General features: G+C 69.4%; 12 protein-coding genes and 1 pseudogene. 11 read left to right on the top strand and 2 right to left on the bottom strand.

Features of this window, described 5'->3' with window-relative positions:
- Positions 1 to 57: 57 nt before the first annotated feature.
- Both msrA and BLO63_RS07785 read right to left on the bottom strand, forming a co-directional pair.
- Positions 58 to 711: a peptide-methionine (S)-S-oxide reductase MsrA gene (msrA, locus tag BLO63_RS07790; RefSeq protein WP_091438947.1), complete on the bottom strand. Its 654-nt coding sequence runs from the start codon at positions 709 to 711 to the stop codon at positions 58 to 60.
- A 95-nt stretch (positions 712 to 806) separates the two neighbouring features.
- On the bottom strand, positions 807 to 1,109 hold the full coding sequence (locus tag BLO63_RS07785; RefSeq protein ID WP_091438512.1) for a hypothetical protein: 303 nt from the start codon (positions 1,107 to 1,109) through the stop codon (positions 807 to 809).
- Between the two features lie 354 nt (positions 1,110 to 1,463).
- Between BLO63_RS07785 and ccoN the strand changes: the two genes are divergently transcribed.
- From ccoN to BLO63_RS07730, 11 genes and pseudogenes are all read left to right on the top strand, one after another.
- Complete coding sequence (gene ccoN / locus BLO63_RS07780; protein ID WP_091438510.1) at positions 1,464 to 3,098, top strand: cytochrome-c oxidase, cbb3-type subunit I; 1,635 nt, start codon at positions 1,464 to 1,466, stop codon at positions 3,096 to 3,098.
- 12 nt (positions 3,099 to 3,110) lie between these two features.
- Positions 3,111 to 3,866 carry a cytochrome-c oxidase, cbb3-type subunit II gene (gene ccoO / locus BLO63_RS07775; protein ID WP_091438509.1) on the top strand — a complete coding sequence of 252 codons (756 nt, stop codon included), beginning with the start codon at positions 3,111 to 3,113 and terminating at the stop codon, positions 3,864 to 3,866.
- Positions 3,867 to 3,876: 10 nt separating this feature from the next.
- Positions 3,877 to 4,032: a cbb3-type cytochrome c oxidase subunit 3 gene (locus tag BLO63_RS07770; RefSeq protein WP_091438507.1), complete on the top strand. Its 156-nt coding sequence runs from the start codon at positions 3,877 to 3,879 to the stop codon at positions 4,030 to 4,032.
- A 2-nt stretch (positions 4,033 to 4,034) separates the two neighbouring features.
- Positions 4,035 to 4,916: a cytochrome-c oxidase, cbb3-type subunit III gene (gene ccoP, locus BLO63_RS07765; protein ID WP_091438505.1), complete on the top strand. Its 882-nt coding sequence runs from the start codon at positions 4,035 to 4,037 to the stop codon at positions 4,914 to 4,916.
- A 154-nt stretch (positions 4,917 to 5,070) separates the two neighbouring features.
- Positions 5,071 to 6,537: a cytochrome c oxidase accessory protein CcoG gene (gene ccoG, locus BLO63_RS07760; RefSeq protein ID WP_091438504.1), complete on the top strand. Its 1,467-nt coding sequence runs from the start codon at positions 5,071 to 5,073 to the stop codon at positions 6,535 to 6,537.
- Between the two features lie 20 nt (positions 6,538 to 6,557).
- The gene (locus BLO63_RS07755; RefSeq protein WP_091438502.1) at positions 6,558 to 7,055 is read left to right on the top strand and encodes a FixH family protein; all 498 of its coding nucleotides are present in this window, start codon (positions 6,558 to 6,560) and stop codon (positions 7,053 to 7,055) included.
- A 16-nt stretch (positions 7,056 to 7,071) separates the two neighbouring features.
- On the top strand, positions 7,072 to 9,393 hold the full coding sequence (locus BLO63_RS07750; RefSeq protein WP_244517723.1) for a heavy metal translocating P-type ATPase: 2,322 nt from the start codon (positions 7,072 to 7,074) through the stop codon (positions 9,391 to 9,393).
- The gene (gene ccoS, locus BLO63_RS07745) at positions 9,390 to 9,590 is read left to right on the top strand and encodes a cbb3-type cytochrome oxidase assembly protein CcoS (protein ID WP_091438500.1); all 201 of its coding nucleotides are present in this window, start codon (positions 9,390 to 9,392) and stop codon (positions 9,588 to 9,590) included. Before BLO63_RS07750 ends, ccoS begins: the two co-directional genes overlap by 4 nt.
- A complete protein-coding gene (locus BLO63_RS07740) occupies positions 9,587 to 10,744 on the top strand; it encodes a hypothetical protein (RefSeq protein WP_091438498.1) in 1,158 nt (385 codons plus the stop codon). Before ccoS ends, BLO63_RS07740 begins: the two co-directional genes overlap by 4 nt.
- A gap of 84 nt (positions 10,745 to 10,828) precedes the next feature.
- A pseudogene (locus BLO63_RS07735) lies at positions 10,829 to 14,240 on the top strand (acyl-[ACP]--phospholipid O-acyltransferase).
- Positions 14,237 to 14,845: a TetR/AcrR family transcriptional regulator gene (locus BLO63_RS07730; protein ID WP_091438496.1), complete on the top strand. Its 609-nt coding sequence runs from the start codon at positions 14,237 to 14,239 to the stop codon at positions 14,843 to 14,845. The pseudogene BLO63_RS07735 and the gene BLO63_RS07730 overlap by 4 nt, the downstream one beginning before the upstream one ends.
- Positions 14,846 to 14,981: the final 136 nt, after the last annotated feature.

The raw sequence follows: 14,981 nt of genomic DNA, 5'->3' as shown, positions 1-14,981 counted from the left end.
GCGCGCCGCTGCGGCAGGCGCGGGGCGCGGCGGGAAGGCCCGCCGCACCCGTTATCGTCAGGCCGCGACGCCGGTGCCGATCGGGCAGGAGACGCCTGTGCCGCTGAGCGCGCAGTAGCCGCCGGGGTTCTTGGCGAGGTACTGCTGGTGGTACTCCTCGGCGAAGTAGAAATGCGGGGCGTCGACGATCTCGGTGGTGATATCAGGGAAACCCTTGGCCTTCAGCGCGACGTCATAGGCGGCCTTGCTGGCCTCGGCCTGCGCCCGCTGCTCGGGCGAGGTCACGTAGATCCCGGACCGGTAGGTGGTGCCGACATCATTGCCCTGGCGCATGCCCTGGGTCGGGTCGTGGTTCTCCCAGAACAGCTTGAGCAGCTCGGCATAGCTGAGCTTGGAGGGGTCATAGACCACCAGCACCGCCTCGGCATGGCCGGTGAGGCCGGTGCAGGTCTCCTCATAGGTCGGGTTCGGTGTGATGCCGTTGATATAGCCGACGGCGGTCACATAGACGCCCGGCGTCTGCCAGAACTTGCGCTCGGCGCCCCAGAAACAACCGAGGCCGAAAATGGCGGTCTCGAAGCCTTCGGGGTAGGGGCCCTTCAGCTTGTGGCCGTTGACGAAATGGACGTCGGCGGTCGGCAGTTCCCGGGCGCGGCCGGGCAGGGCCTGCTCAGCGGTGGGCAGGTCGGCACTCTTCTTGAAGAAGAACATGGAGCACATCCCTTCATGGACTGGCGCCGATATGGGGTGTGGCGGGCCCGCGCGCGAGGGCGGGGGCCATCACGCGCCCGGCATCAGGCGACGCTCTAGGCGGCGTTGGGCCGGCGGCCGATCAGCAGCAGCAGCGCGCCGGCGATGCCGAGCACCGCGAAGAGCGGCGCGCCGAGCACCGGCACGACGAGATAGCTCCACACCGTCGATGACAGGCTGCGCTCGATGAAGGCCTGGAAGCGCGCCAGCGACTCCGGGCTCACGGCCAGCCAGGTGACGCCGAGCGGGGTGGTGACAATCTCCGAGGAGGCGATGGAGCGCACGCCGTCCAGCACCAGGGCGACAAAGGCGCCGGCCAGAACCCACAGCCCGACGAAGCGGAAGAGAAAGCGGATCATGCGGCGTCCCGGTCCTCGTGCGCGAAGGGCGCATCTGTCGCGTCGAACCGTCTGTAGGCGGCGCGGGCGGGGGAGGCAAGGGCCGCGCGCCGGGTGGGGGGCGCCGCCACCCGGCTGGAGCGCCCGCCATCGCGGCAATGCGCCGCCGGCTCGCGCGTCCGTGAAGACCCTTAGCCTTGACGTGGATCAAGGTTGCCGGCGCCCTGCGGCGCGAAAGCTCCCTCCACATCATGGAGTCGTTCCAGATCGGCCGATCGGAACGTGGAGGGTCGAATGACGCAGCTACACAGCTCCGCTGGCGAGGGACGAGGCTCGGGTGCCACCGAGCCCGGCGTCGATCAGAGCGGCAAGAAAATGACCTTTGGCGAAGGCGGGCTCGCCTTCGTCTTCGCGGTCCTGTCGCTGTCCTGCATCACGGTGGCGGCGAAGACGCACGATGCCGCCTACGCCTTCCACGCCTATCTCTCCGCCTTCGCCAGCCTGGCGGCGGTGTTCGTCATCCTCAACCGCTATGTCGACCGCCCGGCGGCGCTGCCGGCGCGGGAGATCGACGGCAAGCCGAACTACAATTTCGGCCCGGTGAAGTTCGCCACGATCGCGGCGATGTTCTGGGGCATTGCCGGCTTCCTGGTCGGCGTCATCATCGCCTTCCAGCTCGCCTTTCCCTGGCTGAACCTCGATCTGCCCTGGACGGCGTTTGGCCGGCTGCGGCCGCTGCACACCTCGGCGGTGATCTTCGCCTTTGGCGGCAACGTGCTGATCGGCACCTCGTTCTATGTGGTGCAGCGCACCTCGCGCGCCCGGCTCGCCGGCTATCTCGCGCCGTGGTTCGTGGTGCTGGGCTATAATTTCTTCATCGTCATCGCCGGCACGGGCTATCTGCTGGGCATCACCCAGTCGAAGGAATATGCCGAGCCGGAATGGTACGCCGATCTGTGGCTGACCGTGGTGTGGGTGACGTATCTGCTGGTCTATCTCGCCACGCTCTGGCGCCGGCAGGAGCCGCACATCTATGTGGCGAACTGGTTTTACCTCGCCTTCATCGTCACCATCGCGATGCTGCATCTCGGCAATAATGCCAGCATCCCGGTCTCAGTGTTCTCGCCCAAATCCTACATCGTCTGGTCGGGCGTGCAGGATGCCATGGTGCAGTGGTGGTACGGCCATAACGCGGTCGGCTTCTTCCTCACCGCCGGCTTCCTCGCCATCATGTACTACTTCATCCCCAAGCGGGCCGACCGGCCGGTCTATTCCTACCGGCTGTCGATCATCCACTTCTGGGCGCTGATCTTCATCTACATCTGGGCCGGCCCGCACCATCTGCACTACACCGCGCTGCCGGACTGGGCGCAGACGCTGGGCATGACCTTCTCGATCATCCTGTGGATGCCCTCCTGGGGCGGCATGATCAACGGCCTGATGACGCTCTCGGGTGCCTGGGACAAGCTGCGCACCGACCCGGTGCTGCGGATGATGGTGGTGTCGGTCGCCTTCTACGGCATGTCGACCTTCGAGGGTCCGCTGATGTCGGTGAAGTCGGTCAACTCGCTCAGCCACTACACCGACTGGACCATCGGCCATGTGCATTCCGGTGCGCTGGGCTGGGTCGCCTACATCTCCTTCGGCGCCATCTACTGCCTGGTGCCGTGGCTCTGGCAGAAGCGGGAACTGTATTCGCTGCGCCTGGTCAACTGGCACTTCTGGATCTCGACCATCGGCATCGTCTTCTACATCTCGGCGATGTGGGTGGCGGGCATCCTGCAGGGCCTGATGTGGCGCGCCTACACCTCGCTCGGCTTCCTCGAATACTCCTTCATCGAGACCGTCGAGGCGATGCACCCCTTCTACATCATCCGCGCGGTGGGCGGTGTGCTGTTCCTCGTCGGCGGGCTGATCATGGCGTTCAACATCTTCATGACCATCCGGCAGCCGGAGACGGCTGAGGCCGACACCGGCGCGCGCAACCCTTCCCTCGTGCCGGCTGAGTGAGGACGCAAGATCATGGCTGAAGCCGCCGCTCCCAAAAAGTCCCTCTGGGCCAAGCATGCCTTCCTCGAACGGAACTCGATCTGGCTGATGATCGGCATCCTGCTCGTCGTCGCCATTGGCGGCCTCGTCGAGATCGTGCCGCTGTTCTACCTCAAGAGCACGATCGAGAAGGTGTCCGGCGTGCGGCCCTGGTCGCCGCTGGAACTGGCGGGCCGCAACATCTATGTCCGCGAGGGCTGCTACAACTGCCACTCGCAGATGATCCGCCCGCTGCGCGACGAGGTGGAGCGCTACGGCCACTACTCGCTGGCGGCCGAGAGCATGTATGACCGGCCGTTCCAGTGGGGCTCCAAGCGCACCGGGCCGGACCTTGCCCGCGTCGGCAACAAATATTCCGACGAATGGCAGCGCCAGCACCTCGCCGATCCGCGCTCGGTGGTGCCGGGCTCGATCATGCCCGGCTACCCCTTCCTGGCGCAGACGCCGCTCAAGACCTACGAGATCGCCGACGACATGAAGGTCAACGCCGTGCTCGGCGTGCCCTATTCGGAAGCGATGATCGCCGAGGCGCTGGCCGACCTGAAGGCGCAGGCCACCCCCGACGCCGATGGCGACGGGCTGACCGAACGCTATCCCGGCGCGCAGCAGCGCGACTTCGACGGCAACCCCAAGGTCATCTCCGAGGCGGATGCGCTGATCGCCTATCTGCAGGCGCTCGGCACCATGGTCGACTTCAAGCTTTACGACGACAAGGCAAACATCCGCTGAGGAGGCCGGGATGAACGAGACCTATCGCGCCCTCGCCGAATTCGCCCAGACCTGGGGGCTTCTCTACTTCGTCGGCATCTTCCTCTGCGTGCTCGCCTATGCGCTTTCGCCCCGGCGCAGCAAGCAGTTTGAAGACGCCGCCCGCATGCCGCTGCGCGAGGATTGACCATGGCCGAGCATCAAAAGAACGTGGACGCCGTCACCGGCGTGTCGACGACCGGCCACGAGTGGGACGGCATTCGCGAACTGAACAACCCGCTGCCGCGCTGGTGGCTGTGGACCTTCTATGCCTGCATCGTCTGGGCGGTGGCCTACTGGGTGGTCTATCCCGCCTGGCCGCTCGTCTCCGGCTACACGTCAGGCGTGCTGGGCTGGAAGTCGCGCGACGCGGTCGAGGTGCAGCTCGCCGATCTGCGCACGCAGCGCGGCGCTTTCGCCGAGAAGCTGCAGCAGGCGTCGCTGGCCGAGATCGAGGCCAGCCCCGAACTGCTGTCCTTCGCCCGCGCCCAGGGCCGGGCCGCCTTCGGCGACAATTGCGCGCCGTGCCATGGCTCGGGGGCGGCCGGTTCGGTCGGCTACCCCAACCTCAATGACGACGACTGGATGTGGGGCGGCTCGCTGGAGCAGATCCACCAGACCCTGCTGCACGGCATCCGCTCCACCGATGCCGACGCCCATGTCGGCGACATGCCCGCCTTCGGCCGCGACGCCATGCTGCCGCGCCCGGACATCATCGCGGCGGCGGATTATGTGCGCTCGCTCTCCAATCTGCCGGTGCCGGCCGGGGTCACGCCCGACCTCACCAAGGGCAAGGAGGTGTTCGAGGCCAATTGCGCCGCCTGCCACGGGGCGGACGGCAAGGGCAATATCGAGCTCGGCGCGCCGAACCTCACCGACGGCATCTGGCTCTACGGCTCGGGCCGCGACGCCGTGATCGCCTCGATCACCAATGGCCGCGCCGGCATCATGCCCGCCTGGGGCGGCCGGCTCGACCCGACCACGATCAAGGCCCTCACCGTCTATGTGCATGCGCTCGGGGGCGGGAAGTAACGCCTGCGCGGGACGGAGTGAGGCCATGCGGCGGGGCGTCTCAGCGACGTCCCGCCGCATAAGCATTTTTCCGCCCGGCAAGCCCCGGATCAACGGCCGCGACCGGCGGGTTTAGAAAACCTCCACGCAGGCGCGTACCGTTTCGGGGACCGACATGAACATGGCGATCAAGGTGGAAAAGCTGGAAGAGCCGGGCGACGACGACGCCCCGCTTTACGAGGCACGGCGCAAGATCTACCCGATCGCTGTGCATGGCACCTTCCGCCGGATCAAATGGGCCCTGCTCATCGTCACGCTGGGCATCTACTATCTGCTGCCCTTCCTGCGCTGGGACCGCGGGCCCAACGCCCCCTCGCAGGCGGTCCTGGTCGATCTCGCCAATGGGCGGTTCTATTTCTTCTTCATCGAGATCTGGCCGCAGGAAATCTACTACGTCACCGGCCTGCTGATCCTTGCCGCGCTGGTGCTGTTCCTGATGAACGCGGTCGCCGGGCGGCTCTGGTGCGGCTATCTCTGCCCGCAGACCGTGTGGACAGACCTGTTCCAGGCGATCGAGCGCATGGTCGAGGGCGACCCGCGCGAGCGGCGCGAGAAGCTGAAGACCGCCTCGCGCAGCCAGCGCGCTTTCGAGGCGGTGGCCAAGCACACGCTGTGGCTGATGGTGGCGTGGTGGACGGGCGGCGCCTGGGTGCTCTATTTCGCCGATGCGCCGACGCTGGTCTGGCAGCTCTTCACCGGCACGGCGCCGCTGGTCGCTTATCTCTGGATCGCTATCCTCACCTTCACCACCTATGTGCTGGCCGGCCACATGCGCGAGCAGGTGTGCACCTATATGTGCCCCTGGCCGCGCATCCAGGCGGCGCTCACCGACGAATACGCCTACAACGTCACCTATCGCTATGATCGCGGCGAGCCGCGCGGCTCGTTCAAGAAGAGCGAGGCGCTGCGCGCCGCCGGCGTGCCCTCGGGCGACTGCATCGACTGCAAGCAATGCGTCGCCGCCTGCCCGACCGGGGTCGATATCCGGCTCGGCAGCCAGCTCGCCTGCATCCAGTGCGGCCTGTGCATCGATGCCTGCGACACGGTGATGAACAAGGTCGGCCGGCCCACGGGCCTCATCGCCTACGACACCGAGATGAACATCCAGCGCCGCCAGCAGGGGCTGGCGCCGGTGGCGAAGGTGTTCCGCGCCCGCACCCTGCTCTATGCCGGGCTGATCGTCATCGTCGGCGGCATCATGGTGGCGACGCTGGCGATGCGCGGCTCGGAAGGCGTCTCTGTCATCCATGACCGCAACCCGCTGTTCGTGCGGCTCTCCGACGGGTCGCTGCGCAATGCCTACACGCTGCGCATCGTCAACAAGCAGTCGCTGCCGCGCCGCTTCGCCATCGCGGTGGAGGGCGTTCCGGAGGCGCGGCTGGAAGTGGTGGGCGGCATTTCCGAGACCGAGAACGGCCATCCCGTGGTCGAGGTCGGCCCAGACCAGACCTATGAGCTGCGGGCGCTGGTCTCCACCTCCGCCAAGCTGCCGGCCAATGCCTCGCTGCCGGTCACCTTCTCCGTCACCGACGTGATCGGCGGCGAGACCACGACCGCTCCCGACCATTTCAAGGGCCCCTGAGACCGAACCGGAGGACGACCATGGCCGCGCGCCGCAACGCATCTGATGAAGGCAAGGGCCGGCCGATCACCGGCCGGACCGTGTTGGCCTGCTTCATCGGCTTCTTCGGTATCGTCTTCACCGCCAATTTCTTCCTCGTGCGGGCGGCGGTGACGAGCTTCGGCGGGCTGGAGACGGAAAGCTCCTACAAGGCGGGCCTCGCCTTCCGGGCCGAGAGCGAGGCGGCGGCGGCGCAGGATGCCCGCCACTGGCAGGTGGATGCGCATATCGAGCCCGGCCGACTCGATGTCGCGGCGCGCGATGCCGACGGCAACCCGCTGACCGATGTCGCCCTGGCGGCGACGCTGCAGCACCCGACCAATCGCCGGCTCGACGTCGCCCTCGACCCGGTGCGGGTGAGCGCGGGCCAGTGGCGCGCCACCGACACGGTGGCCTCCGGGCAATGGGAGCTGGTGATCGAGCTTTCCCGCGAGGGCGAGCGGATGTTCCGCTCCACCAACCGCGTCATCATCCGGTAGCGGCGGGAGACACCGCATGGGCACCCAGGTCCTTCCCTTCCCGGCGACGGCGGCCCCGGCCGCCGCCGCGCCGGTGGCGCAGGACTATTCGCTGTTCCTGCGCCGCGACCCGAGCGGGCAGGCGGAGATGGCCTTCGCCGTCGAGGGCATCGACTGCGCCGCCTGCATCGACGAAATCGAGGATGGCTGCGAGGCGCTGCCCGGCATCGCCCGGGCGCGGCTGAACTACACCACCCACCGCCTCACCATCGGCTGGGACGCGCAGGCCGAACCCGCCCCGGCGCGGGTGCTGGAGGCGCTGGCGAAGGCGGGCTATCGCGCCTGGCCATTCGAGGCCGACCGGCTGGAGGAGATCGACAACGCCACCGCGCGCCATCTGCTGCGCTGCCTCGGCGTCGCCGGCTTCGCGGCGATGAACATCATGCTGCTCTCGGTGTCTGTGTGGTCGGGCAATGTCACCGACATCACCCCGGAGACGCGCGACTTCTTCCACTGGCTCTCCGCCCTGATCGCGCTGCCCGCCGCCGCCTATGCCGGCCAGCCCTTCTTCCAGAGCGCGCTGCGGGCGCTGAAGGCGCGCTCGCTCAACATGGACGTGCCGATCACGCTCGGCGTGCTGCTGGCGCTCAGTGTCTCGGTGTTCGAGACGCTGCACCATGCCGAGCACGCCTATTTCGATTCGGCGGTCATGCTGCTGTTCTTCCTGCTTGCCGGCCGCTATCTCGACCACGCCATGCGCCGGCGCACCCGGGCGGAGGCGGGCAATCTCGCGGCGCTGAAGGCGGTGTCGGCCAACCGCATTGAGCCGGATGGACGGCTCGTCACCGTGCCCGCCGCGGCGGTGAAGCCGGGCGACGAGGTGATGCTGCGGGCGGGCGAGCGCGCCCCGGTGGACGGCATCGTGCTGTCGGGCACCGCCGCGGTGGATGAGAGCCTGGTGACGGGCGAAACGCTGCCGCGCGCGGTCGGCGTCGGCGGCATGGTGCATGCCGGCAGCCTCATTCATGACGGCGTGCTGCGGCTGCGCACCACGGCGGCGGGCGAGGACACCTTCCTTGACGAGATCGAGCGCCTGCTCGACAAGGCCTCGACCGCGCGCGGGCGTTATATCCGCCTCGCCGATCGCGCCGCCCGGCTCTACGCGCCGATGGTGCACACCACGGCGCTGCTGGCGCTGGTCGGCTGGCTGATCGCCGGCGCCTCGCTGCACCAGGCGGTGCTGATCGCGGTCGCGGTGCTCATCATCACCTGCCCCTGCGCGCTGGCGCTGGCCGTGCCGGCGGTGCAGGTGGTGGCGGCCGGCACGCTGATGCGGGCCGGCGTTCTCATTAATTCCGGCGACACTTTCGAGCGGCTGGCCGAGATCGACACCGTCGCCTTCGACAAAACAGGCACGCTTACCCTGCCCGAGCCCAGCCTCTCCGACACCTCTGCCGTGCCGGCGCCGCTGCTGGCGGTGGCGGCGCGGCTGGCGCTGGCCAGCACCCATCCGCTGGCGCGGGCAATCGCCGCCGCGCACCCGCAGGCGCGCCCGCTCGACAACGTGCGCGAAGTGCCGGGCGCCGGCGTCGAGGCCGAGATCGACGGCGTGTCGGCGCGGCTCGGCAGCCCGGCCTTTTGCGGCTGCGAGGCGCTGGCGACGGCGCGGGCCGAGGCGGCTCCCGATGCCTCGCTGGTCGCGGTGCGCCTCGGCGAGGCCTGCGCCGTGCTCGAAATCCGGCAGGCGCTGCGCAGCGATGCGCGCGCGGTGATCGGCGAACTGCGCGACGCCGGGCTCAAGGTCGTGCTGCTCTCGGGCGACCGCCGCGCGGCGGTGGCGCCGGTGGCGGCGCAGCTCGGCATCAAGGAGTGGTGGGCGCAGATGCGGCCGGGCGACAAGATCGCCGTGCTGGAGAGCCTCGATGCCAAGGGGCACGGCGTGCTGATGGTGGGCGACGGCATCAATGACGCGCCCTCGCTCGCCAGCGCCCATGTCTCGCTCTCGCCGATCAGCGCCGCCGACGTGACGCGGGCGCAGGCCGACGCGGTGTTCCTCGGCGAGAAGCTGGCCCCCGTCGCCGCCGCGCTGAACGTGGCGCGGCAGGCGCGGCACCTGATGCGGCAGAATCTGATGATCGCGGTGATCTACAACCTCATCGCCGTGCCGCTGGCGGTGGCCGGCTACGTCACCCCGCTGGTGGCGGCGCTGGCCATGTCGGGTTCCTCCATCATCGTCACCCTCAATGCGCTGCGGGCGCGGCAGGGCGGCGGCGCGGGCGGCACGCAAATGGACGCCACCGCTGCACCGGCAGGCGTGAAGGCGCGGGGCGCGCGGCAAGGCGGGAGGGTGGCGGCATGAGCGTGCTTCTTTATCTGGTGCCGGCGGCGCTGAGCCTCGGCCTGCTCGGGCTGGTGGCCTTTCTCTGGTCGCTGCGCAGCGGCCAGTATGACGATATCGAGGGCGCAGCGGTGCGCGTGCTCTCCGATGACGATCTGCGCGAGACCGCGCCTGCGCGCCCGGACCGCAACGCCCTGACCGGCGAGCCGCGGGCATGAGCGCGAGCGCCACTTTCGACGCCGAGGCGGAAGCCGCCCGCGCCGGCCGGCTCGGCTGCGCCTGCCCGGAGGATTCGCCGCGGGCGCTGCGCCGCGCGCTCGGCATCGGCCGGCTGTCCGGCGGCTTCGCCCTTGTGGTGCTGGCGCAGGCGCTGACGCTGGGCGCGCTGCCGCTGGCCGGCGCCATGCTGGCCCCGCGCCCGGAACTTGCCGCGCTGCCGCTGGCCGCGCTGCTGCTCGGCGCGGCGCTGGCCAGCCTGCCCGCCAGCATCCTGCTCGATACGTTCGGCCGGCGCGCCGCCTTCGCGCTCGGCGCCAGCCTCGGCGTCGCCGGCGGGCTGATGGCGGCCTATGCGCTGATGCTCGGCGCCTTTCCGATGCTGGTGCTGGGCGCGGCGTGGCTGGGCGCGGCGCAGGGCTTCGGCATGTTCTACCGCCACGCGGCGGCCTTCGGTACCGCCGCGGGACTGCGGGCGGGCGTGGTGGCGCGGCTCCTCGGGGCCGGGGCGCTGGCGGGTCTTGCCGGCCCGCTGCTGGCCGGGGCGGCGGAAGCGGCGTTCACACCCTACACCTTCGCCGGCACGCTGATCCTCGCGGCGGTGGCGCAGCTCGGGGCGCTGGGCTTTGCCGTGTCGCTGCCGGAGGCGCGCTTTTCCCATGCCGAGCTCACCGTCGAGGCGATGGCGACGGCGGAACCGGCGGACCGCCCCGCGCCGCTGGCGTGGCGGGCGCTCGCGCTGCCGACCCTCCTGGGGGCGCTGGCCTGGGGGGCGATGACCTCCGCCATGGCCGGCGCGCCGCTGTCGCTCGCCGGCTGCGGCGTCGGGGTGCCGCTGATTTCGGGCGTGGTCGCCTGGCATGTGGTGGCGATGTACGCGCCGGCGCTGGCGGGCGGCGTGCTGGCGCGGTGGATCGGCGCGGCGCCGCTGGCGCTGCTGGCGCTCGCGCTCTGCATCGGCGCGGCGCTGATGGTGACGCTGGCCGATGACGCGGTGACGATTTCCCTCGCCTTCCTCGCCGTGGGGGCCGGCTGGGCGCTGGCGAGCCTCGGCACCACCCTGATGCTGCATGGCGCCGGCGCGCCCTCCCGGCTGCAACTCGGCGTGCATGACGGCGCGCTGCTGCTGGCGGCGCTGGCGGGCACGCTTCTGTGATTTAGGACGCGGCGGAAGGCAGGTTGACGCCTCTGCGGCTTTATGTAAGTGATCGCTCACTGACAATGCGGTGAGGGATCGAGCATGTTCACACGGCTGATGACGGCCCGGCGGTTCGCGCCGCTGTTCTGGTGCCAGTTTTTCGCGGCCTTCAACGACAATTTCGTGAAGAACGCGATGGCGCTGCTGATCCTTTACGGCATCGCCCATGTGAATGGCGGCGCGCTGGTGACGCTGGCGGGCGGCATCTTCATCCTGCCCTTCTTCCTGTTCTCCTCGCTCGGCGGCCAGCTGGCCGACCGCTACGACAAGTCGCTGATCGCCCGGCGGGTGAAGTTCGCCGAAATCTGGATCGTGCTGATCGCCAGCGCCGGCTTCGTCATCCAGTCGATCCCGCTGCTGTTCGTCGGCCTGTTCCTGATGGGCACGCTGAGCGCGCTGTTCGGCCCGGTGAAATACGGCATCCTGCCCGACCACCTCACCAAGGACGAACTGGTCTCCGGCAATGCGCTGATCGAGATGGCGACGTTTGCCGCCATTCTCGGCGGCACGGTGGGCGGGGCGCTGGCCTTCACCCATACCGGGGAATGGGCGGTGGCCGGCTTCACCTTCGTGCTGGCGGTGATCGCCTGGCTGTCGGCGCGGGGCATTCCGCGCACCCTGCCGGGCGCGCCCGACCTCAAGATCGACCGCAATATCTGGCGCAGCACGATGACGCTGCTGGCCGATATCCGTGCCGAGAAGCCGATCTGGCGCGGGGCGCTGATCGTCTCCTGGTTCTGGCTGGTCGGCGCGGTGGTGCTCTCGCTGCTGCCGACGCTGGTGAAGGAGAATGTCGGCGGGGTGGAAAGCGTGGTCACGCTGTTCCTGGTGCTGTTCACCATCGGCGTCGCCATCGGCTCGACCCTGGCCGCCAAGCTGTCGGAAGGGCACATATTGATGGCGCTGGTGCCGGCCGCCGGCCTGCTGATGGGCGTCTTCGCCCTCGACCTCGCCTTCATGATGGCGTCGCTGACGCCGGCCACGCAGCCGATCGGCTGGTACGACTTCCTCACCTCCGGCCCGGGCGTGCATGCCGCCATCGGGCTGATCGGCCTCGCCGCCGCCGGCGGCGCCTTCGTGGTGCCGACCTTCGCCTTCGTGCAGGCGGCCGCCGACGAGGACCGCCGCGCCCGGGTGATCGCCGGCAATAATGTGCTGAACGCCGCCTTCATGGTGGCCGGCGCGGTGGTCGTCGCCGGGCTGCAATTCGCCGGCTTCGGCGCTCCCGCGCTGCTGGGGCTGATCGGCGCGTCGACCTTGCTGGTGGCGGTGCTCGCCGGCCGGGCCTTCCAGGGCCAGGTGCTGCGCGACCTGATCAAGCTGGTGTTCCGGGTGCTGTTCCGGGTCGAGGTGACGGGAGCCGAGCATCTGAAGGCCGCCGGCCCCGGCTCGGTGATCGCCATCAACCATGTCAGCTTCCTCGACGCGCCGCTCATCATGGCGCTGCTCGACAATGATCCCGTCTTCGCCGTCGACCGCGCCATAGCGGAGGCCTGGTGGGTGAAGCCGTTCCTCAAGCTGGTGCGCGCCTTCCCGCTCGACCCGACCAAGCCGATGGCGACCCGCGACCTGATCCGCCAGGTACAGCAGGGCGAGCAATTGGTGATCTTTCCCGAGGGGCGGATCACCGTCACCGGCTCGATCATGAAGATCTATGACGGCTCGGCGCTGATCGCCGACAAGGCGGACGCCTCCGTGGTGCCGGTGCGGATCGAGGGGCTGGAGCAGACCTATTTCTCCCGCCTCGACGGCCACCAGACCCGCAAGCGGCTGTTCCCCAAGGTGCGCGTCACCATCCTGCCGCCGCGCAAGCTCAAGGTCGACAAGGAGCTGTTCGGCCGCAAGCGCCGGCGCGCGGCCGGGGCGGCGCTCTATGACGTGATGAGCGATCTCGTCTTCGAGACCAGCCACACCAACGTCACCGTCTATCAGGCGGTGGAAGACGCGGCGGTGCGGCTCGGCATGAAGCGCATCGTGCTGGAGGACCCGCTCGGCACCATCCTGTCCTACCGCAAGCTGCTGCTCGGGGCGAAGATCCTCGGCGACAAGCTGGCGAAGGAAACCGCGCCGGGCGAGAAGGTCGGCGTGCTGCTGCCCAACGCCGCCGGCATCGCCGTGGTGCTGCTGGGCCTCTGCCGCCATGGCCGCGTGCCGGTCATGCTGAACTACACCGCCGGGGCGACCAATCTCGTCCTCGCCTGCAAGGCGGCGGAGGTGAAGCTGGTGGTCGCCTCGCGCGCCTTCGTCGAGAAGGCGCGGCTGGAGGCGGAGGTGGCCGAGCTCGAAAAACATGTGCGGGTGCTGATGAGCGAGGATATCCGCGCCTCCGTCACCACGCCGGACAAGATAAGGGCGATGCTGCCGCTGCCGGCGCCGAAGCCCGCCGATCCCGACGATCCGGCCTTCGTGCTATTCACCTCGGGCTCGGAAGGCACGCCCAAGGGCGTGGTGCTCTCCCACCGCAATATCCTGACCAATGTGGCGCAGGTGGCGGCGCGGATCGACTTCTCGCCCGCCGACATCATGTTCAACGTGCTGCCCGTTTTTCCATTCCTTCGGCCTCACCGGCGGGCTGGTGCTGCCAATGGTGTCGGGGCTGAAGACCTATCTCTACCCCTCGCCGCTGCACTACCGGATCATCCCGGAGCTGGTCTACGCGACGAACGCCACCGCCATTGTCGGCACCGACACCTTCCTCATGGGCTATGCCCGCACCGCCAACCCCTATGATTTCCGCTCGCTGCGCTTCGTGGTGGCGGGGGCCGAGCCGGTGAAGGCAGAGACGCGCCGGGTGTGGATGGAGAAGTTCGGCCACCGCATCCTGGAGGGCTACGGCGTCACCGAATGCGCGCCGGTGCTGGCGGTGAACACGCCGATGTTCAACCGCGTCGGCACGGTGGGGCGGATGGTGCCGGGCGTCCACCACCGGCTGGAGACCATGGCCGGCATTGAGGAGGGCGGCCGGCTGCAGGTGCGCGGGCCGAACGTCATGCTCGGCTATCTCCGCGCCGAGAAGCCCGGCGTGATCGAGGCGCCTGAAATGGGCTGGTACGACACCGGCGACATCGTCACCTTCGATGAGGAGGGCTTCGTCGCCATTCGCGGCCGGGTGAAGCGCTTCGCCAAGATCGCCGGCGAGATGATCTCGCTGGCCGCCATCGACGCCATGGTCGCGGCGCTGCGGCCCGATGCCGAGCATGTCGCGGTGGCGGTGCCGGATGCGCGGCGTGGCGAGCGCATCATCCTGATGACCACGGCCCCCGACCTCGCCCGCGCCGCCCTGCAGGCCCATGTCCGCGAGCGCGGCGTGACCGAGCTGATGGTCCCGGCCGAGATCCTGCGCATGGACGAGCTGCCGCTGCTCGGCTCGGGCAAGGTCGACTTCACCAAGGCGCGCACCATCGCGCTGGAAATGCTGGCCGCGCGCGGCGGCGGCGCGGGAGAGGGGGCATGAGTTCGGCCCCGCGTCCCGCCGCGCCGGCCCGTCGCGGCCGCGATGGCGCGGACACGCGCGCGCGCATCGAGGCGGTGGCGCTGGAGCTGTTCGCGCAGAAGGGCGTGGCCGGCACCTCGGTGCGCGACATCGCGCTGGGCGTGGGGGTGAGCGAGGGCGCGCTCTACCGGCATTTCGCCTCGAAGGAGGAACTGGCGCGGGTGCTCTACCTCACCCGCTACGGGGCGCTGGCGGCCGAGATCTGCGCCATCGACGCCGACGAGCCGGAACTGCGGGCAAAGCTGCGGGCGGTGGTGGGGCTGGCCTGCGGGCTGTTTGATGCCGAGCCGGCGCTGTTCGCCTATCTGCTCATCCACCAGCACGAGCATCTGGGCCTGGTGCCGGACGCGCCGGAGGCCAATGTGGTGGAGGCGGTGGCGCACTTGCTGCGCGGCGCCGGCGTGCCGCCCGAACGCACCGCGCTCGCCAGCGCCATGGCGCTGGGCTGCGTGGTGCAGCCGGCGGTGTTCGCGCTCTATGGCCGGCTGCGCGGCCCGCTGACGGCGCAGGTGGACGCCATCGCGGCGGCGGTGATGGGCATCGCCGAAGGGGCGATGAAGCGCTGAGCGGCGCCGGGCTTCGCTTGGCCGGGATGACGGCAGGCGGCAGGCCTGTCTGGCGGCCGAGATTTCTTTAGCTCTCCCCGTGGGGGAGAGGTCGCCGCGCAGCGGCGGGTAAGGGGAGCGGGCGGGCCCGGCGCAA

The sequence above is a fragment of the Ancylobacter rudongensis genome, assembly GCF_900100155.1.
GTDB classification, from domain to species: Bacteria; Pseudomonadota; Alphaproteobacteria; order Rhizobiales; family Xanthobacteraceae; genus Ancylobacter; species Ancylobacter rudongensis.
Note: the sequence above shows the minus strand (reverse complement) of the source record. Positions and strands in the feature narration are given on the sequence as shown.

Bases quoted from the DNA above. Each gene is read 5' to 3' on its own strand.
- msrA (WP_091438947.1), bottom strand. From the start codon at position 711: ATGTTCTTCTTCAAGAAGAGTGCCGACCTGCCCACCGCTGAGCAGGCC.
- BLO63_RS07785 (WP_091438512.1), bottom strand. From the start codon at position 1,109: ATGATCCGCTTTCTCTTCCGCTTCGTCGGGCTGTGGGTTCTGGCCGGC.
- ccoN (WP_091438510.1), top strand. From the start codon at position 1,464: ATGACCTTTGGCGAAGGCGGGCTCGCCTTCGTCTTCGCGGTCCTGTCG.
- ccoO (WP_091438509.1), top strand. From the start codon at position 3,111: ATGGCTGAAGCCGCCGCTCCCAAAAAGTCCCTCTGGGCCAAGCATGCC.
- BLO63_RS07770 (WP_091438507.1), top strand. From the start codon at position 3,877: ATGAACGAGACCTATCGCGCCCTCGCCGAATTCGCCCAGACCTGGGGG.
- ccoP (WP_091438505.1), top strand. From the start codon at position 4,035: ATGGCCGAGCATCAAAAGAACGTGGACGCCGTCACCGGCGTGTCGACG.
- ccoG (WP_091438504.1), top strand. From the start codon at position 5,071: ATGAACATGGCGATCAAGGTGGAAAAGCTGGAAGAGCCGGGCGACGAC.
- BLO63_RS07755 (WP_091438502.1), top strand. From the start codon at position 6,558: ATGGCCGCGCGCCGCAACGCATCTGATGAAGGCAAGGGCCGGCCGATC.
- BLO63_RS07750 (WP_244517723.1), top strand. From the start codon at position 7,072: ATGGGCACCCAGGTCCTTCCCTTCCCGGCGACGGCGGCCCCGGCCGCC.
- ccoS (WP_091438500.1), top strand. From the start codon at position 9,390: ATGAGCGTGCTTCTTTATCTGGTGCCGGCGGCGCTGAGCCTCGGCCTG.
- BLO63_RS07740 (WP_091438498.1), top strand. From the start codon at position 9,587: ATGAGCGCGAGCGCCACTTTCGACGCCGAGGCGGAAGCCGCCCGCGCC.
- BLO63_RS07730 (WP_091438496.1), top strand. From the start codon at position 14,237: ATGAGTTCGGCCCCGCGTCCCGCCGCGCCGGCCCGTCGCGGCCGCGAT.